Raw genomic sequence first — 25995 nt, 5'->3', positions numbered from 1 at the left:
ACGCCTCCTTAATTACGCTTCACTTTCGACAGCGGATGATCTTCCGGGTAGGTCGGGATATTCGGCTTCTTCGTCCCCAGCATCACGCACATCAGCGCCTCTTCTTCACCGTGGTTAAACAGCCCACGGTAGATCCCCGCCGGGACGGAAATCAGGTCGCGCTCGCGCAGCACGGTTTCGGTATAGCTGTCGCCATCCTGAATCATCAGCGTGATCTGCCCTTTGAGCATGAAGAACACTTCCTCCACGTCGTCGTGCAGGTGCAGCGGCCCTTCACATTTCGCTGGCAGCACCATGGTGGAGAAGGTGAAGTTTTCTGCCGCGACGGTATTGGTATCATTGGCGACGCCGGTGGCGCCGGTGCCGATATAGCGCATCTGGGCACGGCGATATTTCGGGTCAAAATCGGCCTGGAATTTCAACGCGTTCCAGTCGTATTTCCGCCCTTCAAAGCGCGCGATACGCGACTCCACCCACTCTTCCATCGTCAGATGTTCAGGTTTGATACCCTGTTTTGCAGTTACGGTTGAATCAGTCATCGTTTTATCCTCAGTAACGTCTCAGCAGCGGCAGTAACAGGACGCAGCCCACCGCCGCCATCACCGCCAGAAAAATCATTCCGGAATCCATACTGTGCGTGAAGGCGATGAGCGCCCCCATCACCGCCGGCGACAAGGCACCAGCAAAGTTTCCCAGCCCGTTGAAAATGCCCCCGGCGGTGGCGCTGACCCGTGGATGGGTCGCCTTAGCCAGCAGGGCGAAGATGTTGGGTGCACCGGTGCCCCACATAAAGGTGCTAAAACTCATGGCCGCAATTACCGTCAGCGGGGTGTGGAGATGCATCACCGCCGCCAGACCAACCGCCGCCCCGGCCAGCGAAATAAAGCAGGCGGCAGCGCGTTTATCGAGGCGGTCGGAGAGCCAGGCGCCGATCACTTCGCCCAGCAACATGGCAATAAACGGCATCGACGACAGCCAGCCGGCATGCTCCAGATGAATGCCTTTACCTTTAACCAGATAGCCCGGCAGCCAGCCGTTAATGCCCCACAGATAGGCCAGGAAGGCGATGTTAAAGACGCAGATCATCCAGAAGTGCGGGCTGACGAACAGCTCGCGGCGGGCGGCGCGCCGGGCTTCCTGCGACACTTTCTCCGTGGTCGTTTTGCTCTCCAGCTGGATCCCACGCAGACCAATACGCACAAAGATCAGCACCGGCAGCGTCAGCATCGCCATCACAAAGAAGGTGCTCTGCCAGCCGAAGGTGTTCAGCAGCCAAATGGAGAGCGGGAAACCAATTGCCGCCCCGATCGGCGTGCCGAGCAGCCACAGCATGGTGGCCCTCGCCTGTAGCCGCTGCGGGAAAGTGTGGCGGACAACGGCGAACGCCAGCGGGAACAACGGCCCTTCCGCAATCCCCAGCAGGATGCGCAACGTGACCATAGCGGTATAGTTATGGGTAAAGCCCATCATCACCATTAAGATGCACCACACCACCATCATGCCGGTCAGCAGACGCAGCGGCGCAATACGGTCGCCCAGACCGCTGAGCAGCACCGAGGAGAAGCCGTAGCTCAACAAAAAGGCGCTCATCAGAATGCCGAGCCGCGTGGTGTCAAACTCCATCCCCATCGCCTGTTGGAAATGGCTATCGGAAAACAGCGCGGCGATGCTGATTTTGTCGAAGAACGCCAGCAGCACGCAGGCCAGCAGCGACAGCGGAATTGCCCAGCGAACCGCTTTTTCAGGCGTGCAGACGCTCTCACCGCTTGCCTCAACCGGCGCGGCGTTTGTCTCTAATGTGGTCATCTCTCCCCCTTAAGGGTGCGCGTGTCTTATCGCAGCGACATCAGCGAAAAGGTCAGGTCATCGAGCGGTACGGCGGACAGATCCCGCCCTGCAGCCATCCAGCGTTTCGCCAGCTTGACGGTGCGCGCGTCGTTAAACGCCACCAGCTGAGTCAGGCGACCGTGGGCATCGAGCGAGAAGAACAGCGGTCCTCGCGGTTCCCGGCGTACCACCGTCCGGCAGCCGGGCTGCGGGATGCCGAGGATCTGGATATTGCAGGCATATTGATCCGACCACAGCCACGGCGCCTCGTCGTAACCGGCCGCCTGCGGATCGAGCATTGCTTTGGCGGTCGCCACCGCCTGATTCTGCGCGAAGGCCCACGACTGAATGCACACGCCGTACTGGTGGTGCCGGGCGACGTCGCCGGCGGCGAAGATCGCCGGATCGGACGTTTGCCCCTGCGCGTTGACCACGATCCCGCGATCCACCGTCAACCCCGCTTCCTGCGCCAGCTCGAGGTTAAGATCCACGCCGATCCCCACCACCACCGCATCAAAGGTTTCGCGTTGTCCGTCGCAGTGGATCACCGGCTGACCATGGTCATCTTCCAGCTCCAGCGCCCCGCAGCCGCGTCGAATATCAACGCCCTGCTCGCGATGAAGACGCTCAAGCTCTTGCGAAACATCCGCGCTTACCGAGCGCATACACAGCAACGGTTGCTGTTCAAACAGGGTCACCGCCACGCCGCTTTTCCGTGCCGATGCGGCAATCTCCAGCCCTATCCAGCCGCCGCCGACAATCGCCAGCCGCGAGGTGCTGGCCAGCCGTTGCTTCAGGCGCTGGGCATCCTGCCAGTGGCGCAAGGTGTACACCTGCGGATGCTGCGCCCAGGCGTCACCTGGCAGACGCGCCCGGCCGCCGGTGGCGATCAGCAGCGTGTCGTAGCCCAGCGATTCTCCGTTGCTCAGGCGCACCGTCTTGCCTTCGCGGTCGATGGCGTCGGCGCGTAGCGGGCGGTACCAGCTGAGATTCAGCGCCTGCTGCGCCTCTTCACTGAACAGGCGCGGCAGCGGCGCGTCGGCCTCCAGCAACGCCGCTTTTGACAGCGGCGGGCGCTCGTAGAAATCCCACGCCTCTTCGGCCACCACGCAAATCTCGCCGTCAAAGCCTTCATCGCGCAGGGTTTTTGCCGCCCAGCCACCCGCCTGGCCGCCGCCGATAATCACGATCCGCGCGGTCATACCGCCTCCGGCTTTTTCTGCTGGCGGCGGGTGTCGTGGTCGATTCCCCCTTCAACCGCCCATTCGGTAAAGGAGACCAGCGAGTGTTCAAGCTCGCGCGGCTGCCACTTCTCGGTCAGGAAATCATCGTTGGTGTAATACTCAAACGCCCCGCCGGTCGGGCTGTTGACGTACCAGAAATAGGCGGAAGAAACCGGGTGGCGGCCTGGACCGATAAAGGTGCTCCACGCGTTTTTGTTCATCGCAATGCCGCCGCCGATCACTTCGTGAATATCGCGCACGGTAAAGGCCACGTGGTTCAGGCCACGCTTGCGGTTGGGAAGCTGTAACAAAAAGAGGTTGTGATGGCCGCCGCGCACGCCGCAGCGCAGGAACACCGCGCGGTTGATGTAGCGGTCCGATACCTGGAATCCCAGCACATCACGATAGAAGCTTTCGACCGCCGCCAGCTCTTCAACAAAGAACACCACATGCCCGACGTTGATCGGCTGTGCGCGATCGTAGACCGGGCTGGGAGTGTCAATGCGGCGGATATCGCCCCACTGGTTGATCGCCTCGACGTTGAGATCCACCGCGGTTTGTTGCGTGACCTGCACGCGCAGCGTCATGCCGTTCGGATCCTGGCACTCGAGGGCGCCGTCAACCTCACGAAACGCCGGCTGCTGCGCCAGCTTTGGTCGCAACGCATCCAGCGCCGCCCGATCCGCCACCGCCCAGGTCATCCGGCGCAAGGTGTTGCCTGCTTCAAAAGCCGCAGGCAGGTCCGGGCTATCGATCGGGTTGAGTTCTACCCGCGCGCCGCTCAGGGTGGTAAAACGTTGGCCGCTGGCATCGCCCTTCAGGCCAAAATCACGCATAAATTTGGCGCTGTGGGTCAGGTCATCAACGCCAAATTCCAGCTTTTCAATTCCGGTTACACTCATCGTTCGTTGCCTCTTTACCGTTCAGTCGCCCTGATTTGGGCGTAAAACATGCCCGACGCACTCAAGCGCCTGCCGTTAACTCGTTGATTTAGCTGGCCTGTGACAAGTGCCCTAAGAAGCCAGAAATTTTGTCCGCCGCCATGCTGACGTCGTTTTGCAGCCGTTCGCGATCGCTTTGCGGGATCTCATCCGACGGCACCAGGATACTGACCACTGCCGCCACCCGCCCGCTGCGATCGTAGACCGGGTAGACGATGGAGGAGATACCGTGACGGTAGAAGGATTCGCCAATCACGTAGCCGCGCGCTTTGTCCTGCTGGACCATCTGCCACAGCGCTTCGCGGTCGTGAATTTGCCCCGGCGCGTTGCCCGGCAGCCGCTCGTCAGGAAACAGCTGTTCGAAGTCACCGCGTGAGATATCGGTCAGCAGCATACGGCCAAGCGAGGTGCAGTGAACCGGCAGACGGGTGCCGATGCTCACCTGGTTGATGCGGGAACCGGCGGCGCTGACGCGGGCGATATAAATGATGTCCCGTCCGTCGCGGATCGCCAGGTGGCTGCTGCATTGACTGGTATCACGCAGCTGTTCAATCACCGGCTGGCCGACCTGCGCCACATCCAATGAAGCGATATATTCAAAGCCAAGGCGCAGAACGTTCATCCCGAGCGAGAAGGTATTGGTGCGCGGGTTGCGTTCCAGAAACCCCATATACTCCAGCGTCTGCACCACGCGATAAGCGGTCGCTTTCGGCATATCCACCAGCCGATGCAGCTCGGCAAAGGTCAGATCGCGATGTTGTTCGCCAAATGCCAGCAGCAGCTGTAATCCCCGCTCCAGTCCCGGCACCAGGTATTTCACTTCCTGATCGTTTGCCATACCGCTTCGCCTCATTAGTTAAAAACAAATCCGCCGTTGACCGGGATCAGCTGCCCGGTGACAAACCGCGACAGGTCGCTCAACAACCACACCACGCTGCCGGTGACGTCTTCCGGCTGCTGGGCGCCGCTCAGGGCGCGCCCGTTTTCATAGAGCTGATGGCGTTCTGCCGGGACATATTCCGTGGCTTCAACTCGGGTCAGCCCTGGGGCGATCGCGTTGATACGAATGCGCTTTTCGCCCAGCTCACGGGCCATGGAACGGGTCATGGCAATCACCGCGCCTTTGCTGGCAACGTAGGCCATCAACCGCGGCGCGCCCCAGAGCGCGGTGTCGGAGGCGACATTGACAATCCCGGCGCCTTCCCGCAGCAGCGGCACCGCCGCCCGAGTCACCAGCCAGGTGCCTTTGACGTTCACCGACATCACCCGATCCCACAGATCGGGATCGTAGTCGATCATATCTTTGCCGCCGACGCCGGTAGCCATCGCCGCGTTATTCACCAGACCGTCGATCTTTCCCCGCTCGCCGATCGCCTGAAATGCCTGCGTAATCGCCTGAGCATCCGCCAGATCGATGATCTGCGATTCGATACGGTAGCCCTGCTCGCGCAGACGATGGGCGCTTTCCGCCAGCTCACCTTGCAGGATGTCGCACATCACGACCTCAGCGCCCTGTTCGGCACAGGCCTGGGCAAAATGGAAACCCAGCCCGCGCGCCGCACCGGTAATCACAATGCGCTTGCCGGTTAACAGCCCGTTCATCAGGCGGCTCCCTGCGGCGCTTCGCGGGCGGCCAGCTGCTCTTTCGCCGCTTTTTGCATCATCCGGCGCAGGCGGGAAAGGCCGACGTCATGTTGATAGAGATATTCGTGATCGCGGGCGTTCGGCGCCAGGCTCTCCAGCACCACGCGATCCTGCTCCAGTACTTCCCAGTGCAGTTTTTCCAGGCGGTTGCGGTACATAAAGCGCCACAGATCGCGCTGCCAGCCCTGCACGCCGCGAATACGCCAGAAAAAGACCCGGCAGTTGTCGTTGTCTTCCGGCACCACCATGCCGACGATCCAGAAGTGACCGCCCGGCCCAAAACGCTTTTTGTAAGGGATCGATAAACGCATCCAGTAGGCGCCGCTGTTGCCCAGCTCGACCCAGTCAAAGTTGACGCCGCTTTGGCCTTTCTTCTCAAAGATAAAACCGGTTTGCGTCGGCTGGAGGACCATTTCGGCTTTACGCTCACCTTCCGCCATCGAGTGCGATGAGGAGTGCAGATAGGTGCCGTGCATCGGGTCCATCACGTTTTCCAGTGCGTACTGGTAATTACATTTCCAGGCCGCGGTGCAGAGGAAGTTGCTGTACTTATCGCTATCGGCCAGCTCCTGCGGGAAGGTCAGTTCTTCGGGCTGCTGGTCGGCGGTGGCGCCAAACCACAGGAAAATCGCCCCGTGCGCTTCCTGGACGTTGTAGCTGCGTACGCACTGCTGACCCACCAGCGGGCATTTATCGACTGCCGGCACATCTTTCACTTCGCCGTTGCCGGCCACTTCCACCCCGTGATACCAGCAGGCAATCCGATCGCCGAGGTTCCAGCCCATCGACAGGCGGGCGCCGCGATGCGGGCAGCGGTCTTCCAGCGCCTGCAGCTGACCGTCTTTGTTACGCCACACCACAATTTGTTCGCCAAGGCGGGTAATCCCCACCGGGGCGGATTGCACTTCCCAGCTCGCCAGCACCGGATACCACAGGCCGCGTAACCCTTTATCGAGATAGTTCTGTACCGTTGTTGTCATCGCTGTTTCCTCAGTATCCGTTGACCTGTAAAAAGGCCTGGAAGCTGGCTTCGCTCCAGGGTTCACCCTGCTGGTCGTGCATTTTCAGGGCGTTCAGCCCATTGACCAGCTGGCTCAGGCTTTCCGCGCCCTGCTCGAACAGCGTTTCGAGGGTGGCGATAAGCTGCAGCTCCCAGTTTTCCGGGACGCGGCTACGGGTTTGCCAGATAAGGTTGTGATAGTCGCCCGGCTTATGAATATTGCCGTTCCCGCCTTCTGCGGGCGGCGTAAACTGGCGGCTTTCCGGCAGCGCCGGGTTGAAGTTCAGGGTTTCGCTCATGCCACACTCTCCTCGATAAACGTAATCTGGATCTGATTGTCGAATACCCGCACCGGGTAACGATTGAGGTTACGGCCGCCCGGACCATGCAGACACTGGCCGGTTTTGACGTCGAACACCGCCTCATGCAGCGGGCATTCAACCTTGCCATCTTCGACAAAACCCTGGCTTAACAGCGCATAGGCATGGGGACAGACGTCCTCCAGCGCGTAGTACTCACCCTCAATCAGATAAATACCGATCTCTTTACCGTCGATGTTGCCGCTAAAAGGGAAATCTTCCTGTACTTGCTCTGCGTCACATACGCCTATCCAGCTCATCACGATCCTCCAGGCTTTTGTTTCATATATGAAACTCTGTTTCTTATTTAATACGGTCAATATAAAAGCGTTCAACATTTCGTCAAGCGGAAATGTGAAAGATTTGTTAATCAAACGCGCTTTAATGAGCTAAGTGTGCAATTGATCACGAAAAATCGCTGCAATATGAAATTGTGATATTTAAAGCGGCGGGTAGAAATAATTTAATCGGTTGATGATATTTTCGTAAATGGCGATTGACTTCTTTTCAAGCTGGCTATTAAAAATAATAAGATGGACGAATGATAAAGTTTCACCGGTGAAACAACATGTAAATTTAACCAATTAAAACAATGAGTTTCACCTATGAACCATTTTCACATGGCAACTATCACTGAGATTTAAAAATAACCAGATCGCGTTATCGTTGATCAAGAGAGAAAAATAAAAATGACCGCAAGATGGCAGGGAACAATCGCACTTCTGGTGCTAATAATCATTTCTTACGTGGACCGGGTAAATATCTCGGTGATGATTCTTAACCCCGATTTCGCCGCTCACTTTCAGTTAAATGATAACAGAATGTTACAGGGAATGCTGATGACCTGCTTTCTTCTGGGTTACGGATTTTCGGCATTGTTATTAACGCCAGTTATAGAAAGTAAACTTAATTACCGCCAGGGGTTATTAGGCAGCATCGCCCTGTGGGCGCTGATTTGCGCCATCTCGCCGCTGCTGGGTTCGCTGATGGGGATGCTGATCGCCCGGCTGATCCTCGGAATAGCGGAAGGCCCGCTGTTTTCACTCAAAACGCGCTTTATCAGCGACAACTTCGCCGCCGAGGCCATCGGCAAGCCGAATGCCGTCACCGCTCTGGGCGTCTCTTTGGGACTGGCGCTGGGCTTTCCGCTGATTACCTTTCTGGTGGAACACCAGGGGTGGATGGGATCGTTTTACAGCCTGGCGCTACTGAACCTGCTGCTCGGTGGCGGCGTGGTGTGGCGCTTTTTACCTGCCCCGACCGCCAGGGCGAACGCCGTCAGCCCCGGCTTTCGCCAGACGTTTCTGCTGGCGTGGCGTACACCGCTGCTCGGCTGGATCCTGCTGGTTGAAATTGCCACCCTCAGCTACCTGTGGGGCAGCAGCGCCTGGCTGCCGGCCTGGCTGCGCGATGAGCACCACTTTTCCCTGCAGGCCACCGGGTTTCTGGCCGCGATCCCTTTTTTGCTCAGCCTCGGGTCGAAATTTCTCGGCGGCGTACTGCTCGATAAAATGCGCCCGGAACAGGCGCCGCTGCTGTTTGTGGCTGGCGGCTTTCTCACCGCCGGTTCGGTGCTGGCGCTGATGCTCAGCCAGCAGCCGGCCATGCTGGCGCTGTTTATGCTGTCGGCCAATATCTTCTGGGGGCTGCAGGGCGCGGCGATCCCTGCGGTGGTTCAGCATCATGCATCGCCACAGGCGGTGGGCAGTGCCTACGGTATTATTAATGGGATTGGTAATCTCTGCGCGGCGTTTATTCCGCTGCTGATGGGGATGGTGATGAAGTCGGTGGGATCGGTAAGCTCAGGGTTTTCGGTGCTGGTGGCTTCGCAGGTGATAACGCTGCTTGCCGGAGGCGTGTTGCTGCTGCGCATGCGTCGCGCAGCAGCCGTGCGGGTCTGAGGCTTATTCGCCTTTTTTCGCCGCCTGAATGTACAGCATCTCCAGCGCCAGCGTCGCCGCGGCCAGAGCAGTGATCTCGGACTGATCGTAAGACGGCGCAACTTCCACCACGTCCATCCCGACGATATTCAGATCCTTCAGGCCGCGCACCAGTTTGATCGCGCGGTCGGAGGTCAGCCCGCCAATCACCGGCGTACCGGTTCCCGGAGCAAACGCCGGATCCAGCGCATCGATATCAAACGTCAGATACACCGGCATGTCGCCAACGATCTGTTTCACCTGGGCGATGATGTCGTCAACGGAACGATCGTTGACCTGGCAAGCGTCGAGCACGGTAAAACCGTTATCTTTGTCGAACTCGGTACGAATACCGATCTGCACCGAGTGGTTCGGGTCGATCAGGCCTTCTTTCGGCGCGGTGAAGAACATGGTGCCATGGTCGAATTCGCAGCCGTTAGCGTAGGTGTCGGTGTGCGCATCAAAGTGCACCAGCGCCATCTTGCCGAAGTGTTTCGCGTGAGCGCGCAGCAGCGGCAGGGTGACAAAGTGGTCGCCGCCGAAAGAGAGCATCCGTTTACCGGCTGCCAGCAGTTTTTCAGCGTGGGCCTGCAAACGTTCGCTCATGTCGCGCGCATCGCCGAAGGCATAAACCAGATCGCCGCAGTCAACCACGTTCAGACGTTCGCGCATATCGAAGTTCCACGGGAAGCGGCTGCCTTCCCAGGCGAGGTTGGTAGACACCTGACGGATCGCCGCAGGACCGTGACGTCCGCCCGCACGACCGGAGGTTGCCGCATCAAAAGGAACGCCGGTGATCACCCAGTCGGCGTTGCTGTCGTACGGCTGGAAGTTCAGCGGCAGACGCAGAAAACCAAACGCGTTAGATACCAGGGAGTTATCGTATTGATGACCTAAGGTGCTCATGAGAATGACCTCTTTTTACCGTCGATGTATGTTTATACAGATATAAAAAAACCCCTCCGCGTCGTTAGGCCCGACGAGGAAGGGTTTGAATAGGGGACTGCTTGTTAGTGCGAATTATCGCCGTTAATGCGTACGGGTTCAAGTCGGCATCACAGTTGTGTGACCGGGTGCCCTCCCCCGACTGCAGAGAGGGCCCGTAAAACATTATTCGTCTTCCAGGTAGGTGTACCCGTAAAGACCGGCTTCGAACTCTTCGAGGAACTGCACCTGTAGCGCCTCGTCCAGACCGGAGTTTTTCACCTGGTCGCGGAACTGGGTCAGCAGGGTGTTGGGATCCAGCTGCACATATTGCAGCATATCCGCTACGGTATCCCCTTCGTCGGACAGCTCCACTTCGACGCTGCCGTCAGGGAACACAAACACGTCGACCGCTTCGGTATCACCGAACAGGTTGTGCATGTTGCCGAGGATTTCCTGATACGCACCGACCATAAAGAAGCCCAGCATCGGCGGGTTCTCAGGGTCGTACTCCGGCATCGGCATGGTGGTGGCAATGCCGTCGCCATCCACATAGTGGTCAATGGCGCCATCGGAGTCGCAGGTGATATCCAGCAGCACCGCACGGCGCTCAGGCACCATGTTCAGCCCTTCCAGCGGCATCACCGGGAACAGCTGATCGATACCCCAGGCATCCGGCATCGACTGGAACAGCGAGAAGTTGACGTAAATTTTATCCGCCATACGTTCCTGCAGCTCGTCGATAATCGGACGATGCGCGCGGTTGCTCGGGTCGAGCTGCTTCTGAACTTCATGGCACATGTTCAGATACAGCTGCTCTGCCCAGGCGCGTTCCTGCAGGTTAAAGGTGCCGGACGAGTAGCCGATGTGGATATCGTGCAGATCCATCTGGCTGTCGTGCAGCCATTCGCGCAGCGAGCGGCGGTTGCCGGTCTCGTGCATCTCCTGCCAGGTTTCCCACATGCTCTGCAGCGGACGCGCCGCGTCCTGCGCCGGCGGGGTCGCTTCGGTGTATTCGTTGCGCTCAACGCCGATGATGTTGGAAACCAGCACGGTGTGGTGCGCCGTCACCGCACGCCCGGACTCGGTAATCACCGTCGGGTGCGGCAGACCGTTCTCTTCGCAGGCATCGCCAATCGCCCAGATAATGTTGTTGGCATATTCGTTCAGGCCGTAGTTCACCGAGCAGTCGGACTGCGAACGGGTCCCTTCGTAGTCAACGCCGAGACCGCCGCCGACGTCAAAGCACTGAATATTCACGCCCAGCTTATGCAGCTCGACGTAGAAGCGGGCCGACTCGCGCACGCCGGTGGCGATATCGCGAATGTTGGCCATCTGCGAGCCGAGGTGGAAGTGCAGCAGCTGCAGGCTTTCCAGATGCCCCGCGGCACGCAGAATCTCAACCAGCTGCAATACCTGGGTGGCTGCCAGGCCGAACTTCGATTTTTCACCGCCGGAAGACTGCCATTTACCGGAACCCTGCGACGCCAGACGTGCACGCACACCCAGGCGCGGAACGACGTTCAGGCGCGCGGCTTCTTCCAGCACGATCGCGATTTCCGACATTTTTTCGATGACCAGATAGACCTTGTGGCCCATCTTTTCACCCACCAGCGCCAGGCGGATGTATTCACGGTCTTTATAACCGTTACAGACGATCACGCTACGGGTCATCCCCGCATGGGCCAGAACCGCCATCAGCTCCGCTTTGGAACCGGCTTCCAGTCCCAGCGGCTCGCCGGAGTGGATCAGCGACTCAATAACGCGACGATGCTGGTTAACCTTGATCGGGTAAACCAGGAAGTAGTCGCCGTTATAGCCATAGGATTCACGCGCGCGCTTAAAGGCGGCGTTAATCGAACGCAGGCGGTGCTGCAAAATCTGTGGGAAGCAGAACAGTGCCGGCAGGCGCTGCCCCTGCGCTTCGCGTGCTTTGACTAATTCAGCAAGGTCGACGCGGGCTTCCGGGACGTCAGGATCCGGGCAAACGCTGATATGGCCCAGTTCGTTAACGTCGTAGTAGTTATTACCCCACCAGGCAATATTGTAAGTACGTAGCATTTTGCTGGCTTCCTGGGAGCTCATCGCAACCTCCTGCATGGAACGTAGTACACCGTGTTCGCCTGCTGACGAAGGCGAAACTAAAGACATGTCGTCAGACATCGCGAACCTCGAATTCTCTAAAAAGTGTATACCCTCGCGGCGTTGTGGTGCAGGCAGGCTGCCCGACAGCACGACCGACAACGGGTATAAAACAGTCAACTACTATCGCAGTCCAAAGACGCGATAACAACCCATGAACAGTCCTAAACCCCAGCAGATAGTGCTGGCTTTGCGACTGCGCGACCGGTTTCTTATTCATATCATAGTAAAACACATACCCGAACCTTATATGACAGTCCGGAGAAACCACGAGAAAACCCTTGCGATAGCGATAGCAAGAGAGCCCTTGTTCAGTTTTCAGATAGCCTGCCGGCCCTGGAATCCTGAGAAGCGCCGAGACGGGAAGAACATCGGCTGGTTTGCATGAGAGAGATGCTGATTGCGGGTAATTGACGCGCGACAGAACGACGCGACGAATCAAGTGAAAAACGTGGGTTCATTATCTGGTATCACCTCCACACTGCCCCGATACGGGCCAGCGACAAGCCAAAGCTAGACATACCACAACAACGTCAAAACACGTCGTCGCAGAGTTCTGTATATACAGACTGCTTAACCCGGCTGGAAGTGGCGTCACGAGATGCTTTTCGTGCGCTTTTTTAATGAGCCGCGCGCGGCGTTTTATACCGAGAAGCAGGGTAAAAAGCAAAATAAAAATATGCGCATGCCGATGATTGGCAGGAAAAATTGCCACCTGCCTTTTTTCACAAATGCGAGGCACATCAAAAAAGGCTGGAAATGGGATTAAGTTCTGACCTAAAATAGCCATCCAGAAGTTAATCCGTCTATACTGATTAACACTCAGACTGCTCGTGTCACTACCTGCAAGCTTTGGTAGAATCATCCACCGAAGCTAATCCACACAACAGTATGAGCTACACGAATACTCCACAGGTAAAATAAAACATGGCAAAACACCTATTTACGTCCGAGTCCGTATCAGAAGGGCATCCAGACAAAATTGCTGACCAAATCTCCGATGCAGTGTTAGATGCGATCCTCGAGCAGGATCCGAAAGCGCGCGTCGCATGTGAAACTTATGTCAAAACTGGCATGGTGCTGGTTGGCGGTGAAATCACCACCAGCGCATGGGTTGATATCGAAGAGATCACCCGTAATACGGTTCGTGAAATTGGCTATGTGCATTCCGATATGGGCTTTGATGCCAATTCCTGTGCCGTACTGAGCGCCATCGGCAAACAGTCTCCGGACATCAACCAGGGCGTTGACCGTGCCGATCCGCTGGAACAAGGCGCCGGTGACCAGGGCCTGATGTTTGGCTATGCGACTAACGAAACCGACGTGCTGATGCCAGCGCCGATCACCTATGCTCACCGTCTGGTGCAGCGTCAGGCTGAAGTGCGTAAAAACGGCACCCTGCCGTGGCTGCGTCCGGATGCGAAAAGCCAGGTGACCTTCCAGTACGATGACGGCAAAATCGTCGGTATCGACGCGGTAGTTCTGTCGACTCAGCACGCCGAAGATATCGATCAGAAATCGCTGCAGGAAGCGGTGATGGAAGAGATCATCAAGCCGGTTCTGCCGACCGAATGGCTGAACAGCGCCACCAAATTCTTCATCAACCCAACCGGACGCTTTGTTATCGGCGGCCCAATGGGCGACTGCGGCCTGACCGGTCGTAAAATTATCGTGGATACCTACGGCGGCATGGCTCGTCACGGCGGCGGCGCGTTCTCCGGTAAAGATCCATCTAAAGTTGACCGTTCTGCGGCGTACGCAGCCCGTTATGTGGCGAAAAACATCGTTGCTGCTGGCCTGGCTGACCGTTGTGAGATTCAGGTTTCCTACGCCATCGGCGTGGCTGAACCAACGTCCATCATGGTAGAGACCTTCGGTACCGAGAAAATCGCCTCTGAGCAGCTGACGCTGCTGGTGCGTGAATTCTTCGACCTGCGTCCATACGGCCTGATCCAGATGCTGGACCTGCTGCACCCGATCTACAAAGAAACCGCTGCATACGGTCACTTTGGTCGCGAACATTTCCCATGGGAAAAAACCGACAAAGCCGCACTGCTGCGTGAAGCTGCCGGTCTAAAATAATCCCGCTGCTTTTCTGCTGAACAGGCCAGCCTAGCGCTGGCCTTTTTATTGCGCCCTTTCCCTGCCTTTCAGCCCCCTGTGCCGTTTTCTGCCGCTGCGCTATTTACCCTTCGTCCACTAAATGAAAGCGATTACATGAGCATAACCGCCGTTCATTACCCATTAACATCGGTTAGTGAAACAACTTTTCACTATGTTGCATAATGTTTCAGCATTGTCTGATTACCGCTTTTTTACGCTAGCTTTATAATCATTTATCTATTTGAATTTAATAACATTTAACAGATTACATTTCTTTACCATTGTGTAACCGTTTACACAGTCGTGATTGCTATCACGTTTTTTTGTCATCGACTCCCCTACTCTAACCATCGACAGAATCAATAACTCAACTGGAGGGCGTTATGCCTGACAACAAAAAACAAGGGCGCTCGAACAAAACGATGACGTTCTTTGTCTGTTTCCTCGCCGCGCTGGCTGGTCTGCTTTTCGGCCTTGATATCGGCGTCATTGCAGGTGCCTTACCTTTTATTGCCAACGAGTTCCAGATAAGCGCTCACACTCAGGAATGGGTGGTGAGTTCCATGATGTTCGGTGCCGCCGTCGGTGCCGTGGGCAGCGGCTGGCTCTCCTTCCGCCTTGGTCGTAAAAAGAGCCTGATGATCGGCGCTATCCTGTTCGTTGCCGGCTCGCTGTTCTCAGCAGCTGCGCCGAACGTGGAAGTCCTGCTTATCTCCCGCGTTCTGCTTGGCCTGGCCGTTGGTGTCGCCTCGTATACCGCACCGCTGTACCTGTCTGAAATCGCCCCGGAAAAAATCCGCGGCAGCATGATTTCGATGTATCAGCTGATGATCACCATCGGGATCCTCGGCGCCTATCTGTCGGATACCGCCTTCAGCTACACCGGCGCATGGCGCTGGATGCTGGGCGTCATTATCATCCCGGCGATCCTGCTGCTGGTCGGCGTGATTTTCCTGCCGGACAGCCCGCGCTGGTTTGCCGCCAAACGCCGCTTCGTGGATGCCGAACGCGTACTGCTGCGTCTGCGTGATACCAGCGCCGAAGCCAAACGCGAGCTGGATGAAATCCGTGAAAGCCTGAAGATCAAACAGTCTGGCTGGGCGTTATTTAAAGAAAACAGTAACTTCCGTCGCGCGGTGTTCCTTGGTGTTCTGCTGCAGGTGATGCAACAGTTCACCGGTATGAACGTCATCATGTACTACGCGCCGAAAATTTTTGAACTGGCAGGCTATGCGAACACCACCGAGCAGATGTGGGGGACCGTGATCGTCGGTCTGACCAACGTGCTGGCGACCTTTATCGCCATCGGACTGGTTGACCGCTGGGGCCGTAAGCCAACGCTGATCCTCGGCTTTATCGTGATGGCCGTCGGTATGGGCGTGCTGGGCTCAATGATGCACATCGGGATCCACTCTGCGGCTGCACAGTACTTCTCCGTGTTGATGCTGCTGATGTTTATCGTTGGCTTCGCCATGAGCGCCGGTCCGCTGATCTGGGTTCTGTGCTCTGAAATTCAGCCGCTTAAAGGCCGCGATTTCGGTATCACCTGCTCAACGGCGACCAACTGGATTGCCAACATGATCGTCGGGGCGACCTTCCTGACCATGCTTAACTCGCTGGGCAGCGCGAACACCTTCTGGGTTTACGGTGGTCTGAACGTGTTGTTTATTTTCGTAACACTGTGGCTTATCCCGGAAACCAAAAGCGTTTCGCTGGAGCACATCGAGCGTAACCTGATGAGTGGCCGTAAGCTGCGCGAAATCGGCGCTCGCAACTAACCTTCTACGCTTCCTCCCTTGGCGGGAGGAAGCGTCTTTCCCTTGCTCTCCCCGTCGCAGCGCACTATCCTCTGGCGCTATGAAAACACCCCGCATCCCCATCGCTATTCAACAGGCCGTCATGCGCAGCCTGCGGGAAAAACTTGCCCAGGCGAACCTCAAACTGGGCCGCCAGTACCCGGAACCAACCCTGGTCTATCAGCAGCGTGGTACCTCCGCCGGCACCGCCTGGCTGGAAAAAAATGAAATTCGTCTCAACCCGGTGCTACTACTGGAAAACCAGCAGGACTTTATCGACGAGGTGGTGCCTCATGAGCTGGCGCATTTACTGACGTGGAAACACTTCGGTCGCGTGGCGCCGCACGGGAAAGAGTGGAAATGGATGATGGAAAGCGTGCTCGGCGTCGAAGCCAAACGCACCCACCGATTCGAACTCGACTCGGTTCGCCAGAACACCTTCCCCTATCGCTGTCAGTGCCAGCAACATCAGCTCACCGTGCGCCGCCACAACCGTGTGGTGCGGGGCGAAGCAACCTACCGCTGCGTGCGCTGCGGCGATCTGCTGGTCGCCGACAAACAGACCCCTTCTGAGTAACACTGGCAAACCCGTCAGGCGGGAGGGTGGCATCAACCACTCGTCGGGACTTTGCTATGTGACGGCAATAACTGGAAATTTTCTGATCTAGCTGATTGCATCTGACAATCGCATTCGCTACGTTGCGGGCTCGTTTTGACACGGAGTTTACGATGTCCCGTATTGATGTTATTGCCGCGGCGTTATTGACCGCAGCGTTCAGTGGCCAGGTTGCGGCCGAAGGAATCAACAGTTTTTCCCAGGCCAAATCCGCCGGTGTGAAAGTGAATGCCGACGCGCCCGGTGATTTTTACTGCGGCTGTAAAATTAACTGGCAGGGGAAAAAAGGCGTTATCGATCTGGAATCTTGCGGCTATAAAGTGCGTAAAAATGAAAACCGCGCCAGCCGGGTTGAGTGGGAGCACGTGGTACCCGCGTGGCAGTTTGGCCATCAGCGCCAGTGCTGGCAGGATGGCGGACGTAAAAACTGCGCCAAAGACCCGGTGTATCGCAAAATAGAAAGCGATATGCACAACCTGCAGCCGGCGGTCGGTGAGGTGAACGGCGATCGCGCAAACTTTATGTACGGTCAGTGGAACGGCGGCGAAGGCCAGTACGGCCAGTGCGCCATGAAAGTCGATTTTAAAGACAAAGTCGCCGAGCCGCCTGCCCGCGCTCGCGGTGCGATCGCCCGTACCTACTTCTATATGCGTGATACCTATCAGCTGACCCTCTCGCGTCAGCAAACCCAGCTGTTTACCGCCTGGGATAAGATGTATCCGGTGAGCTCCTGGGAGTGCGAGCGCGACGAACGTATCGCCAAAGTCCAGGGCAACCACAATCCATATGTCCAGCAAGCTTGCCAGGCGCAAAAGAGCTAACCTACACTAGCGACAATTGTTAATTTGCAGGTTCATCCCCCGGCCTTCCGGCAACGGTGAACCTGCGCGTAGAACGGAATATCAAGCATGCGCATCCCTCGCATCCACCACCCGGAACCGATTACGGTAGGTAGCCAGCTCGCCCTTTCAGAAGATGCCGCTAACCACGTTGGCCGCGTATTACGTATGGGTAAAGGCCAGGAAATTCAGCTTTTCGACGGCAGTAATCAGGTGTTCAACGCGGTGATTGCCGAAGCGGGCAAAAAAAACGTGTTGGTTGAGGTGCTCAGCGCTGAGACCGACGACCGCGAGTCACCGCTGCACATCCACCTCGGCCAGGTGATGTCGCGCGGCGAAAAGATGGAATTCACCATTCAAAAGTCGATTGAACTCGGTGTAAGCCTCATAACGCCACTGTTTTCCGAGCGCTGCGGCGTTAAACTGGATGCCGAACGTTTGCAGAAAAAGATCCAACAGTGGCAGAAAATTGCCATTGCCGCCTGCGAGCAGAGCGGCCGCAACGTGGTGCCGGAGATTCGCCCGGCGATGCAGCTGGAAGCCTGGTGTGCCGAGCAGGATGATAGCCTGAAGCTCAACCTGCACCCACGTGCCAGCGCCAGTATTAACACGCTGCCGCTGCCGGTCGAGCGCGTTCGTTTGCTGATTGGGCCGGAAGGCGGTCTGTCGGCGGAAGAGATCGCGATGACCGCTCGCTACCAGTTTACTGATATTCTGTTGGGACCGCGCGTTCTGCGTACAGAGACAACTGCGCTCACTGCCATCACCGCCCTGCAGGTGCGTTTTGGCGACTTAGGTTGAAGCGTTAACGGAGAATAACAATGATCAAGCTCGGCATCGTGATGGACCCCATCGCAACCATCAACATCAAGAAAGACACCAGCTTCGCCATGTTGCTGGAAGCGCAGCGTCGCGGCTATGAACTCCATTATATGGAGATGAACGACCTGTACTTAATCAACGGTGAAGCACGCGCACGCACGCGTACGCTGAGCGTGGAGCAAAATTACGATAAGTGGTACGACTTCACCGGCGAGCAGGATCTGCCGCTGGCGGACCTCGACGTCATTCTGATGCGTAAGGATCCGCCGTTCGATACCGAGTTTATTTATGCCACCTATATTCTGGAGCGCGCCGAAGATAAAGGTACGCTGATCGTCAACAAGCCGCAGAGCCTGCGCGATTGTAACGAGAAGCTGTTTACCGCCTGGTTCGCCGACCTGACGCCGGAAACCCTGGTCACCCGCAATAAAGCCCAGTTGAAAGCCTTCTGGGAGAAACACGGCGATATTATTCTTAAACCGCTGGACGGGATGGGCGGCACTTCCATTTTCCGCGTGAAAGAAGGCGACCCTAACCTGCCGGTGATTGCGGAAACGCTGACGGAGCTGGGTAGCCGTTATTGCATGGCGCAGAACTATCTGCCGGCGATCAAGGATGGCGATAAGCGCGTGCTGGTTGTCGATGGCGAGCCGGTTCCTTATTGCCTGGCGCGTATCCCGCAGGGTGGTGAAACCCGTGGCAACCTGGCCGCCGGCGGTCGCGGTGAAGCGCGTCCGTTAAGCGAGAGCGACTGGGCCATTGCCCGCCGCGTCGGCCCGACGCTGAAGGCCAAAGGTTTGATTTTCGTCGGCCTGGATATCATCGGCGATCGCCTGACGGAAATTAACGTGACCAGCCCGACCTGCGTGCGTGAAATCGAAGCCGCATTCCCGATCTCCATCACCGGTATGCTGATGGACGCTATCGAAAAGCGCCTCAGCAAGTAAGCGGGTTCAGGCCACACAGAGGGGCAGAATGCCCCTCATAAGAATCCTGGTCCGAGCGAAACAATCTACGCATCTTTAGCCAGATTCAACGAAAGATTTCGGGTGACAGGAAGGCGATGACGCAGCGAGAGACCGGGAGCATAGTTTACTATGTGACCGGTTCGAGCGAGGAAATCAACGCATCTGCCGCCTGAAAGATAATCGCCAGATTCAACGAAAGATTTCGGGTGACAGGAAGGCGATGACGCAGCGAGAAACCGGGAGCATAGTTTTCTATGTGACCGGTTCGAGCGAGGAAATCAACGCATCTGTCGCCTGAAAGATAAAGTTGAATCGACAGGTCCAGGGTTTACCCGCATACTAACTGCTGCTTTTTGAACCAGGAACAGAACCTCTGACAATGAATTTACAGCATCACTTTCTGATTGCCATGCCTGCTCTTCAGGATCCTATGTTCCGCCGCTCCGTGGTCTATATCTGCGAATATAATGAGGATGGCGCCATGGGGATTATCATCAATAAGCCGCTGGAAAACCTGCAGATTGACGGCATTCTGGAGAAGTTGAAGATTGTCGCTGAGCCACGTAACCCGGACATTCGCCTGGATAAGCCGGTGATGCTTGGTGGCCCTCTGGCGGAAGACCGCGGTTTTATTCTGCACTCGCCCCCGTCTGATTTTTCCTCCAGCATTCGCATTTCTGATAACACGGTGATTACCACTTCCCGTGACGTGCTGGAAACACTCGGTACGGATAAGCAGCCCGATAACGTGCTGGTCGCTCTCGGGTATTCCTCCTGGGAGAAAGGACAGCTGGAGCAGGAGATTCTGGATAATGCCTGGCTGACGGCCCCGGCAGATCAGAATATTTTGTTTAAAACCCCTATCGCCGACCGCTGGCGCGACGCGGCTAAGCTGATTGGTATCGATATTGTGACGATGTCTGGCGTCGCGGGGCACGCATAATGAGCGGAACATTACTGGGTTTTGATTTCGGCACCAAAAGCATCGGTGTCGCCGTCGGTCAGCGAATTACCGGGACCGCCCGCCCTCTTCCGGCCCTCAAAGCGCAGGACGGCAAGCCGGACTGGAACCTGATCGAAAAGCTGCTAAAAGAGTGGCAGCCAGAAGCCGTTATCGTCGGCCTGCCGCTGAATATGGACGGCACCGAGCAGCCGCTAACCGCGCGGGCGCGCAATTTTGCCAATAAGATTCATGGCCGTTTTGGGGTCAAAATCACCTTACACGACGAGCGCCTCAGTACCGTGGAAGCCCGTGCCGGGCTTTTCGAGCACGGCGGGTTCCGCGCTCTGAACAAAGGCAGTATTGATTCGGCTTCCGCAGTGATTATTCTCGAAAGCTACTTCGAGCAGGGTTTCTGAATCACCCTCAGGCGGATGGTGCCTTCTTATGCACATCGCATGGCGCCATCGCTTCCTCTGAGCGTTAGAACATCTTAGTGACGCAAATTTTCATTTGCCCAGCTGACGGCCTGGGTACGGTTTTTCACGCTCAGCTTGCGGAAAACGTTGTACAGATGAGTACGTACGGTGTTTTCGCTGATAAACAGTGCCCGGGCAATGTCCATATTGGTGGCGCCACAGCGTAGCTCATTCAGAATTTCGCACTCACGCTCGGTCAGCGGCGAGCTTTCCGCAGGGATCGATGCATGATCCGCGGCATACATCGCCGGGTGCATCACGCTCAATTCAGCCGTCTGTTCGCCATTTAATACGGCCTTAACGCCCTCAATTAAGCGCGATTCATCATCGTCATGGCGGAAGACGCCGTACAGTGCCGGCCACTGCGCCATTTCATAGAGTTCATATTTCTGCGCGCTGTTGATAATCAGCAAACGCGGGCTGTCAGCATAAGAGCGAATAATATCCCGCCACAGGCCATTCAGCTTTTTATTCGACACGGCAATATCAAACAATATTACAGCATCTTTCGGCAAACGCTGAGTTAGCGGCTTATTGATATTATGAATCGTCACCATGACCGACAATGAATCCGTCAGATACGAGGCGAACGCCTTACTCTGAATTGACGGATGGGTAATAAAGAAAACCTGACGAGAATCAGAATAATCACCTGATAAATTAATCACTTAAAACTCTCCTTAGCAAGCAACCCACCATCTTGGCGGTTAAGTTAATTAAACTTAAAATTACAAAAAATTAAAAAATTTACAAATTAAAACAATATTTCATGGGAAAAGTCCTATTCCCACAAACAGCATAAGTCGAACCTACGAAAAGTGTCAAAAGATAATCTTACTTTTTTCTTAAATATGAGAGAACAATGCACTACGGGCTTGACTACCGTCATTCATTTGGCCTGGTTATTTACGCTGAGTAATATTCAACTGCAATAGCCGCAAACATTAATAAAACATTGCGATAACACCCCACTGGCATGACAACTGAATAATAAACCAACGCCTATAACAGACCGGATGCCACACGCTGTTGAAAACTTTGCGTAAAAGTCTGCATTCCGGCCTGCTGCCCGGTTTGCATCACGCCAGGCAGTTGGTGAGTTTTCCCCTCACGGATCAAATTTGCCACCGCCTGGGTATTCACCAAAAGCTCGTATAGCGCAATTCTGTCGCCTGACACAGTAGGTAACAATTTCTGTGCGAGGACGGCACATAGGCTTCCCGCCAGCTGGCTGCGGACCTGCTCTTTCTCCTGCGCCGGGAAAACGTCAACCAGACGCTCAACGGCCTGCGCCGCACCGCGGGTATGCAGCGTTGCCATCACCAGATGGCCGGTCTCTGCAGCAGTCAGTGCCAGACGGATGGTGTCGCTGTCGCGCAGCTCCCCCAGCAAAATAACATCGGGGTCCTGACGCAGTGCAACCCGCAGAGCGGAAGTAAAGGAGGGACAGTCACGTCCGATTTCACGTTGCTGCACCAGGCAGCGCTCGCTGCGGTGTATAAACTCCACCGGATCTTCGAGGGTCAGAATATGGCCATCACGCTGCTGATTGAGGTGATGAACCATCGCCGCCAGGGTGGTGGACTTTCCGCTGCCGGTGGCGCCGGTCACCAGAATCAAACCGCTCTCTTCATTCAGCAGTTCCGTCAGCGCGTCCGGAACCCGGAGCGCGGGGAGCTGAGGACAGCTTTCCGGCAGCAGGCGCAGCGCCAGCGATATCCCACGCGTATGACAAAAAGCGCTGACGCGCAGCCGTGGGCCGGCGGCCAGCGTTAAGGCAAAATCGACCTGGCCGTCAGCCTGCCAGTGCGCGAGCTGCTTATCGTTAAGCCGCTCATGAAGCAGCTGCACGATATCCGGCGTATGAAATGGTGCGGGTTCCAGTTTTCCCTGTCGCCGCCAGCGGGGTGGTGACGCATTGCACAGGTGTAGATCGGAGACGTTATGCTTTACACTAAGGGCCACGATTTCTTCCAGCTCCATAACTCATCCTCGGAATATGAACGATATTGCGCATAACCTGGCACAGGTCCGGGACAAAATCTCAGACGCTGCCGCACGTTGCGGCCGCGATCCAGCAGAAGTGATGTTGCTTGCAGTGAGTAAAACAAAACCTGCGAGCGCGATTGAAGAGGCGATAGCAGCAGGCCAGGTGGCTTTTGGTGAAAACTATGTTCAGGAAGGGGTGGAGAAAATTCGCCACTTCCAGCAGGCCGGCGCCAGCCATCTGCAATGGCACTTTATTGGGCCATTACAGTCCAACAAAAGTCGTCTGGTGGCGGAACATTTTGACTGGTGCCACACCGTCGATCGTCTGAAAATCGCCACGCGACTAAGTGAACAGCGCCCTTCGCATCTACCGCCGCTGAACGTATTGATTCAAATAAATATTAGCGACGAGCAGAGCAAATCTGGCATTCTTCCGGACGCGCTGGATGCCCTGGCGGCAGAGATTGCCGCCCTGCCAAACCTGCAGCTACGCGGGCTGATGGCGATTCCGGCACCAGAGTCAGAATATGTAAGGCAGTTTGCCGTGGCCCAACAAATGGCGGTAGCATTTGCGCGGTTGAAAACGCAATACCCTACGGTCGATACATTATCTCTGGGCATGTCGGACGATATGGAAGCCGCAATCGCGGCGGGAAGCACCATGGTGCGCATCGGTACCGCAATTTTCGGTGCGCGCGACTATAGCAATAATTAAGGAATCTGAGGAACGCCATGAAGACGTTGACTTTCCTGCTGGCAACCGTCATTGAGCTCTACACAATGATCATGTTGCTACGCGTCTGGATGCAGTGGGCACGCTGCGACTTTTACAATCCCTTTTCGCAGTTTATCGTTAAGGTCACCCAACCTGTCGTCGGGCCGCTGCGCCGCATTATCCCGGCCATGGGCCCCATCGACAGCTCATCGCTGCTGATCGCATTTATCCTCTGCGTGGTGAAAGCCATCGTGCTGTTTATGGTGGTCACCTTCCAGCCGATTATCTGGATTTCCGCGCTGCTGATTCTGCTCAAAACCATCGGCCTGCTGATCTTCTGGGTGCTGCTGCTGATGGCTATCATGAGCTGGGTAAGCCAGGGCCGCAGCCCGGTTGAGTTTGTGTTGATGCAGTTGGCTGACCCGCTGCTGCGTCCGATTCGCAAAATGTTGCCGTCGATGGGCGGAATCGACTTCTCGCCAATGGTACTGGTTCTGCTGCTGTACGTGGTCAATATGGGCGTCGCTGAACTGCTGCAGGCAACCGGCAACGTCCTGCTTCCGGGGTTATGGATGGCGCTATGAGTGCCGTCGAACTCTGCGCTGACGGGCTGGTGTTGCGGCTGTATATTCAGCCCAAGGCCAGCCGTGATAGCATTGTTGGGTTACATGGCGACGAACTCAAAGTCGCCATTACCGCACCACCCGTTGATGGCCAGGCTAACGCCCATCTGGTTAAATTCCTCGCCAAACAGTTTCGTGTCGCGAAAAGCCAGGTACTGCTTGAAAAAGGAGAGCTTGGCCGCCACAAACAGATAAAAATCATCAACCCGCAACAGATCCCGACCGCGGTCGCGGCGCTGACAGAATAAACAGGATTAATGATGCAAAAAGTTGTTCTCGCCACCGGTAATGCCGGGAAGGTCCGCGAGCTGGCCTCGCTGCTGGAAGATTTTGGTCTGGATATCGTCGCTCAAACCGAGCTGGGCGTGGATTCCGCGGAAGAAACCGGGCTGACCTTTATCGAAAACGCGATTCTGAAAGCCCGCCATGCCGCTGAGATCACCGGCTTACCGGCAATTGCTGACGACTCCGGTATTGCGGTCGATGCCCTGGGCGGCGCGCCGGGGATCTACTCTGCACGTTACAGCGGCGAAGACGCCAGCGACCAGCAGAACCTGGAGAAGCTGCTGGATGCCCTGCAGGACGTCCCGGACGACAAGCGCCAGGCGCAGTTCCACTGCGTGCTGGTCTATATGCGACATGCGGCTGACCCGACGCCGATCGTCTGCCACGGCAGCTGGCCTGGCGTGATTACCCGTCAGGCGGCAGGCCAGGGTGGCTTCGGCTACGACCCGATCTTCTTTGTGCCGTCTGAGGGTAAAACCGCAGCGGAACTCAGCCGTGAAGAAAAAAGCGCGATCTCCCACCGTGGACGCGCCTTGAAACTGTTACTGGAAGCATTACGTAATGGCTAATTTGCCGCCTCTGAGCCTGTATATTCATATTCCCTGGTGCGTGCAGAAATGCCCGTACTGCGACTTCAACTCGCACGCGCTGAAAGGCGAGGTGCCGCACGACGATTACGTGCAGCATCTGCTGAGCGACCTGCGGGCCGATGCCGCCTATGCTCAGGGACGTGAAATCGGCACTATTTTCATCGGCGGCGGTACGCCGAGCCTGCTTTCTGGCCCGGCGATGCAAACCCTGCTGGATGGTGTACGCGCCTGCCTGCCGCTGGCCGCCGATGCGGAGATCACCATGGAGGCCAACCCTGGCACCGTGGAGGCCGATCGCTTCGTTGAGTATCAGCGCGCGGGGGTCAATCGCATCTCCATCGGGGTACAAAGTTTTAGTGAACCTAAGCTGCAACGCCTTGGCCGTATTCATGGCCCTGACGAAGCCAAACGCGCGGCGCATCTGGCCCGCGGCCTCGGGCTGCGCAGCTTTAACCTCGACCTGATGCACGGCCTGCCGGATCAGTCGCTGGAAGAGGCGCTGGACGATCTGCGCCAGGCCATCGAACTCGATCCGCCGCATCTCTCCTGGTATCAGCTGACCATTGAGCCAAATACCCTGTTCGGCTCCCGTCCGCCGGTACTGCCGGATGACGACGCGCTGTGGGACATCTACGAGCAGGGCCATGCTCTGCTGAGCGCTGCGGGCTACCAGCAGTACGAAACCTCGGCCTACGCTAAACCTGGCTATCAGTGTCAGCACAACCTGAACTACTGGCGCTTTGGTGACTACCTTGGCATCGGCTGCGGCGCGCACGGCAAAATCACCTTCCCGGACGGGCGAATTCTGCGTACGGCCAAAACCCGCCACCCGCGCGGCTACATGGAAGGGCGTTACCTAGAACGCCAGCATGATGTGGAAGCCTGCGATAAGCCGTTCGAGTTCTTTATGAACCGTTTTCGTCTGCTGGAAGCGGCGCCGCGCGAAGAATTCAGCCGCTATACCGGCCTGGATGAAAGCACGATCCGCCCGCAAATCGAGGCTGCCCTCGCGCAGGGCTATCTGACCGAAGATGCGCAATACTGGCAGATAACCGAGCACGGTAAGCTGTTTTTAAACTCGCTGCTGGAGCTGTTCCTCAGCGAAGCGTAATTCATCGGGCGGTTCCCCACCGCCCGTTTTTTCGTGCACTTTCCGCCCTCATCCCACCCTGTTTTTCACCCGCGTTTCGGTCAAATCAGTTGCTGGTTTTTTATTCAGTTCTTTGCGACCAGTCACAGATCTGCATCGAC

28 protein-coding genes and 1 pseudogene are annotated in these 25995 nt (G+C 56.6%); 14 read left to right on the top strand and 15 right to left on the bottom strand.

Translation table 11 applies throughout. From position 1 onward, the window contains the following. Positions 1–8 precede the first annotated feature (8 nt). From EDF82_RS16065 to EDF82_RS16025, 9 genes are all read right to left on the bottom strand, one after another. Complete coding sequence (locus tag EDF82_RS16065) at positions 9–539, bottom strand: cupin domain-containing protein (protein ID WP_123756526.1); 531 nt, start codon at positions 537–539, stop codon at positions 9–11. Between the two features lie 10 nt (positions 540–549). Beyond that, entirely contained in the window at positions 550–1806 is a 1257-nt protein-coding gene (locus tag EDF82_RS16060) for an MFS transporter (protein WP_123756525.1), read from the bottom strand. A 26-nt stretch (positions 1807–1832) separates the two neighbouring features. After that, entirely contained in the window at positions 1833–3029 is a 1197-nt protein-coding gene (locus EDF82_RS16055) for an NAD(P)/FAD-dependent oxidoreductase (RefSeq protein ID WP_123756524.1), read from the bottom strand. Further along, a complete protein-coding gene (locus tag EDF82_RS16050; RefSeq protein ID WP_123756523.1) occupies positions 3026–3952 on the bottom strand; it encodes a VOC family protein in 927 nt (308 codons plus the stop codon). Before EDF82_RS16050 ends, EDF82_RS16055 begins: the two co-directional genes overlap by 4 nt. 88 nt (positions 3953–4040) lie before the next feature. Beyond that, positions 4041–4829, bottom strand: a complete 789-nt coding sequence (locus EDF82_RS16045; RefSeq protein ID WP_123756522.1) for an IclR family transcriptional regulator — start codon at positions 4827–4829, stop codon at positions 4041–4043. 14 nt (positions 4830–4843) lie between these two features. Next, positions 4844–5593, bottom strand: coding sequence for an SDR family oxidoreductase (locus EDF82_RS16040; protein WP_123756521.1), 750 nt, complete (start codon positions 5591–5593; stop codon positions 4844–4846). Next, a complete protein-coding gene (locus EDF82_RS16035) occupies positions 5593–6615 on the bottom strand; it encodes an aromatic ring-hydroxylating dioxygenase subunit alpha (RefSeq protein WP_123756520.1) in 1023 nt (340 codons plus the stop codon). The genes EDF82_RS16040 and EDF82_RS16035 overlap by 1 nt, the downstream gene beginning before the upstream one ends. 10 nt (positions 6616–6625) lie before the next feature. Beyond that, on the bottom strand, positions 6626–6934 hold the full coding sequence (locus EDF82_RS16030) for a recombinase-like helix-turn-helix domain-containing protein (RefSeq protein ID WP_123756519.1): 309 nt from the start codon (positions 6932–6934) through the stop codon (positions 6626–6628). After that, complete coding sequence (locus tag EDF82_RS16025) at positions 6931–7254, bottom strand: non-heme iron oxygenase ferredoxin subunit (RefSeq protein ID WP_123756518.1); 324 nt, start codon at positions 7252–7254, stop codon at positions 6931–6933. Before EDF82_RS16025 ends, EDF82_RS16030 begins: the two co-directional genes overlap by 4 nt. A 429-nt stretch (positions 7255–7683) precedes the next feature. Between EDF82_RS16025 and EDF82_RS16020 the strand changes: the two genes are divergently transcribed. Further along, entirely contained in the window at positions 7684–8895 is a 1212-nt protein-coding gene (locus tag EDF82_RS16020) for an MFS transporter (RefSeq protein ID WP_123756517.1), read from the top strand. A gap of 3 nt (positions 8896–8898) precedes the next feature. On the opposite strand, the gene speB is transcribed toward EDF82_RS16020, so the two are convergent. The 4 genes and pseudogenes from speB to EDF82_RS25180 form a co-directional block, all read right to left on the bottom strand. Next, on the bottom strand, positions 8899–9819 hold the full coding sequence (gene speB / locus EDF82_RS16015) for an agmatinase (protein WP_123756516.1): 921 nt from the start codon (positions 9817–9819) through the stop codon (positions 8899–8901). 204 nt (positions 9820–10023) lie between these two features. Next, positions 10024–12000 carry a biosynthetic arginine decarboxylase gene (speA, locus tag EDF82_RS16010; RefSeq protein ID WP_123756515.1) on the bottom strand — a complete coding sequence of 659 codons (1977 nt, stop codon included), beginning with the start codon at positions 11998–12000 and terminating at the stop codon, positions 10024–10026. An 88-nt stretch (positions 12001–12088) separates the two neighbouring features. Beyond that, positions 12089–12199, bottom strand: a pseudogene (yqgB, locus tag EDF82_RS25480) (acid stress response protein YqgB); the annotation flags it as partial. Positions 12200–12439: 240 nt separating this feature from the next. Then, complete coding sequence (locus EDF82_RS25180) at positions 12440–12769, bottom strand: hypothetical protein (RefSeq protein WP_148060398.1); 330 nt, start codon at positions 12767–12769, stop codon at positions 12440–12442. Positions 12770–12906: 137 nt separating this feature from the next. On the opposite strand from EDF82_RS25180, the gene metK reads away from it, so the two are divergent. The 8 genes from metK (at position 12907) to ruvX (ending at position 20482) form a co-directional block, all read left to right on the top strand. Further along, complete coding sequence (gene metK, locus EDF82_RS15995) at positions 12907–14061, top strand: methionine adenosyltransferase (protein WP_095099323.1); 1155 nt, start codon at positions 12907–12909, stop codon at positions 14059–14061. A 404-nt stretch (positions 14062–14465) separates the two neighbouring features. Continuing rightward, positions 14466–15860 carry a sugar porter family MFS transporter gene (locus tag EDF82_RS15990; protein WP_123756514.1) on the top strand — a complete coding sequence of 465 codons (1395 nt, stop codon included), beginning with the start codon at positions 14466–14468 and terminating at the stop codon, positions 15858–15860. Between the two features lie 79 nt (positions 15861–15939). Next, on the top strand, positions 15940–16455 hold the full coding sequence (locus tag EDF82_RS15985) for a SprT family zinc-dependent metalloprotease (RefSeq protein ID WP_123756513.1): 516 nt from the start codon (positions 15940–15942) through the stop codon (positions 16453–16455). A 152-nt stretch (positions 16456–16607) separates the two neighbouring features. Continuing rightward, the gene (gene endA / locus EDF82_RS15980; RefSeq protein WP_123756512.1) at positions 16608–17315 is read left to right on the top strand and encodes a deoxyribonuclease I; all 708 of its coding nucleotides are present in this window, start codon (positions 16608–16610) and stop codon (positions 17313–17315) included. 87 nt (positions 17316–17402) lie between these two features. Then, complete coding sequence (rsmE, locus tag EDF82_RS15975; RefSeq protein ID WP_123756511.1) at positions 17403–18134, top strand: 16S rRNA (uracil(1498)-N(3))-methyltransferase; 732 nt, start codon at positions 17403–17405, stop codon at positions 18132–18134. Positions 18135–18154: 20 nt separating this feature from the next. Next, positions 18155–19102, top strand: a complete 948-nt coding sequence (gene gshB / locus EDF82_RS15970) for a glutathione synthase (protein ID WP_123756510.1) — start codon at positions 18155–18157, stop codon at positions 19100–19102. Between the two features lie 400 nt (positions 19103–19502). Further along, entirely contained in the window at positions 19503–20066 is a 564-nt protein-coding gene (locus EDF82_RS15965; RefSeq protein ID WP_123756509.1) for a YqgE/AlgH family protein, read from the top strand. Next, positions 20066–20482, top strand: coding sequence for a Holliday junction resolvase RuvX (gene ruvX / locus EDF82_RS15960; RefSeq protein WP_123756508.1), 417 nt, complete (start codon positions 20066–20068; stop codon positions 20480–20482). Before EDF82_RS15965 ends, ruvX begins: the two co-directional genes overlap by 1 nt. A 74-nt stretch (positions 20483–20556) precedes the next feature. Here the strand turns inward: ruvX and EDF82_RS15955 are convergent, their stop codons facing one another. Both EDF82_RS15955 and EDF82_RS15950 read right to left on the bottom strand, forming a co-directional pair. Beyond that, positions 20557–21210, bottom strand: a complete 654-nt coding sequence (locus EDF82_RS15955; RefSeq protein WP_123756507.1) for a LuxR C-terminal-related transcriptional regulator — start codon at positions 21208–21210, stop codon at positions 20557–20559. Positions 21211–21544: 334 nt separating this feature from the next. After that, entirely contained in the window at positions 21545–22525 is a 981-nt protein-coding gene (locus EDF82_RS15950) for a type IV pilus twitching motility protein PilT (RefSeq protein WP_123756506.1), read from the bottom strand. Between the two features lie 16 nt (positions 22526–22541). Between EDF82_RS15950 and EDF82_RS15945 the strand changes: the two genes are divergently transcribed. Genes EDF82_RS15945 through hemW form a run of 5 tightly spaced genes read left to right on the top strand, consistent with a single transcriptional unit; the run spans position 22542 to position 25855 of the window. After that, positions 22542–23246, top strand: coding sequence for a YggS family pyridoxal phosphate-dependent enzyme (locus EDF82_RS15945; protein ID WP_123756505.1), 705 nt, complete (start codon positions 22542–22544; stop codon positions 23244–23246). A 17-nt stretch (positions 23247–23263) separates the two neighbouring features. Then, positions 23264–23830 carry a YggT family protein gene (locus tag EDF82_RS15940; RefSeq protein ID WP_123756504.1) on the top strand — a complete coding sequence of 189 codons (567 nt, stop codon included), beginning with the start codon at positions 23264–23266 and terminating at the stop codon, positions 23828–23830. Beyond that, positions 23827–24117, top strand: coding sequence for a DUF167 family protein YggU (gene yggU, locus EDF82_RS15935; protein WP_123756503.1), 291 nt, complete (start codon positions 23827–23829; stop codon positions 24115–24117). The genes EDF82_RS15940 and yggU overlap by 4 nt, the downstream gene beginning before the upstream one ends. Positions 24118–24129: 12 nt before the next feature. Further along, positions 24130–24723 (top strand): XTP/dITP diphosphatase, encoded by a 594-nt coding sequence (locus tag EDF82_RS15930; RefSeq protein WP_123756502.1) that lies wholly within the window; start codon positions 24130–24132, stop codon positions 24721–24723. Next, positions 24716–25855 (top strand): radical SAM family heme chaperone HemW, encoded by a 1140-nt coding sequence (hemW, locus tag EDF82_RS15925; RefSeq protein ID WP_123756501.1) that lies wholly within the window; start codon positions 24716–24718, stop codon positions 25853–25855. The genes EDF82_RS15930 and hemW overlap by 8 nt, the downstream gene beginning before the upstream one ends. Positions 25856–25995 lie beyond the last annotated feature (140 nt).

The sequence above is a fragment of the Klebsiella sp. BIGb0399 genome (assembly GCF_003752615.1).
In the GTDB taxonomy this organism is placed as follows: domain Bacteria; phylum Pseudomonadota; class Gammaproteobacteria; order Enterobacterales; family Enterobacteriaceae; genus Klebsiella; species Klebsiella lignicola.
This window is presented reverse-complemented; position numbering and strand designations above follow the sequence as displayed.

What these genes read in the sequence shown, in the direction of transcription:
- EDF82_RS15940 (WP_123756504.1), top strand. Translation starts at nt 23,264, where the DNA reads ATGAAGACGTTGACTTTCCTGCTGGCAACCGTCATTGAGCTCTACACA.
- EDF82_RS25180 (WP_148060398.1), bottom strand. Translation starts at nt 12,769, where the DNA reads ATGGCTATTTTAGGTCAGAACTTAATCCCATTTCCAGCCTTTTTTGAT.
- rsmE (WP_123756511.1), top strand. Translation starts at nt 17,403, where the DNA reads ATGCGCATCCCTCGCATCCACCACCCGGAACCGATTACGGTAGGTAGC.
- EDF82_RS16020 (WP_123756517.1), top strand. Translation starts at nt 7,684, where the DNA reads ATGACCGCAAGATGGCAGGGAACAATCGCACTTCTGGTGCTAATAATC.
- yggU (WP_123756503.1), top strand. Translation starts at nt 23,827, where the DNA reads ATGAGTGCCGTCGAACTCTGCGCTGACGGGCTGGTGTTGCGGCTGTAT.
- gshB (WP_123756510.1), top strand. Translation starts at nt 18,155, where the DNA reads ATGATCAAGCTCGGCATCGTGATGGACCCCATCGCAACCATCAACATC.
- endA (WP_123756512.1), top strand. Translation starts at nt 16,608, where the DNA reads ATGTCCCGTATTGATGTTATTGCCGCGGCGTTATTGACCGCAGCGTTC.
- metK (WP_095099323.1), top strand. Translation starts at nt 12,907, where the DNA reads ATGGCAAAACACCTATTTACGTCCGAGTCCGTATCAGAAGGGCATCCA.
- EDF82_RS16060 (WP_123756525.1), bottom strand. Translation starts at nt 1,806, where the DNA reads ATGACCACATTAGAGACAAACGCCGCGCCGGTTGAGGCAAGCGGTGAG.
- EDF82_RS15985 (WP_123756513.1), top strand. Translation starts at nt 15,940, where the DNA reads ATGAAAACACCCCGCATCCCCATCGCTATTCAACAGGCCGTCATGCGC.
- speA (WP_123756515.1), bottom strand. Translation starts at nt 12,000, where the DNA reads ATGTCTGACGACATGTCTTTAGTTTCGCCTTCGTCAGCAGGCGAACAC.
- EDF82_RS16065 (WP_123756526.1), bottom strand. Translation starts at nt 539, where the DNA reads ATGACTGATTCAACCGTAACTGCAAAACAGGGTATCAAACCTGAACAT.
- EDF82_RS15990 (WP_123756514.1), top strand. Translation starts at nt 14,466, where the DNA reads ATGCCTGACAACAAAAAACAAGGGCGCTCGAACAAAACGATGACGTTC.
- EDF82_RS16035 (WP_123756520.1), bottom strand. Translation starts at nt 6,615, where the DNA reads ATGACAACAACGGTACAGAACTATCTCGATAAAGGGTTACGCGGCCTG.
- EDF82_RS16055 (WP_123756524.1), bottom strand. Translation starts at nt 3,029, where the DNA reads ATGACCGCGCGGATCGTGATTATCGGCGGCGGCCAGGCGGGTGGCTGG.
- EDF82_RS16030 (WP_123756519.1), bottom strand. Translation starts at nt 6,934, where the DNA reads ATGAGCGAAACCCTGAACTTCAACCCGGCGCTGCCGGAAAGCCGCCAG.
- EDF82_RS16045 (WP_123756522.1), bottom strand. Translation starts at nt 4,829, where the DNA reads ATGGCAAACGATCAGGAAGTGAAATACCTGGTGCCGGGACTGGAGCGG.
- EDF82_RS16050 (WP_123756523.1), bottom strand. Translation starts at nt 3,952, where the DNA reads ATGAGTGTAACCGGAATTGAAAAGCTGGAATTTGGCGTTGATGACCTG.
- ruvX (WP_123756508.1), top strand. Translation starts at nt 20,066, where the DNA reads ATGAGCGGAACATTACTGGGTTTTGATTTCGGCACCAAAAGCATCGGT.
- EDF82_RS16040 (WP_123756521.1), bottom strand. Translation starts at nt 5,593, where the DNA reads ATGAACGGGCTGTTAACCGGCAAGCGCATTGTGATTACCGGTGCGGCG.
- EDF82_RS15965 (WP_123756509.1), top strand. Translation starts at nt 19,503, where the DNA reads ATGAATTTACAGCATCACTTTCTGATTGCCATGCCTGCTCTTCAGGAT.
- EDF82_RS15930 (WP_123756502.1), top strand. Translation starts at nt 24,130, where the DNA reads ATGCAAAAAGTTGTTCTCGCCACCGGTAATGCCGGGAAGGTCCGCGAG.
- EDF82_RS16025 (WP_123756518.1), bottom strand. Translation starts at nt 7,254, where the DNA reads ATGAGCTGGATAGGCGTATGTGACGCAGAGCAAGTACAGGAAGATTTC.
- hemW (WP_123756501.1), top strand. Translation starts at nt 24,716, where the DNA reads ATGGCTAATTTGCCGCCTCTGAGCCTGTATATTCATATTCCCTGGTGC.
- EDF82_RS15950 (WP_123756506.1), bottom strand. Translation starts at nt 22,525, where the DNA reads ATGGAGCTGGAAGAAATCGTGGCCCTTAGTGTAAAGCATAACGTCTCC.
- EDF82_RS15945 (WP_123756505.1), top strand. Translation starts at nt 22,542, where the DNA reads ATGAACGATATTGCGCATAACCTGGCACAGGTCCGGGACAAAATCTCA.
- speB (WP_123756516.1), bottom strand. Translation starts at nt 9,819, where the DNA reads ATGAGCACCTTAGGTCATCAATACGATAACTCCCTGGTATCTAACGCG.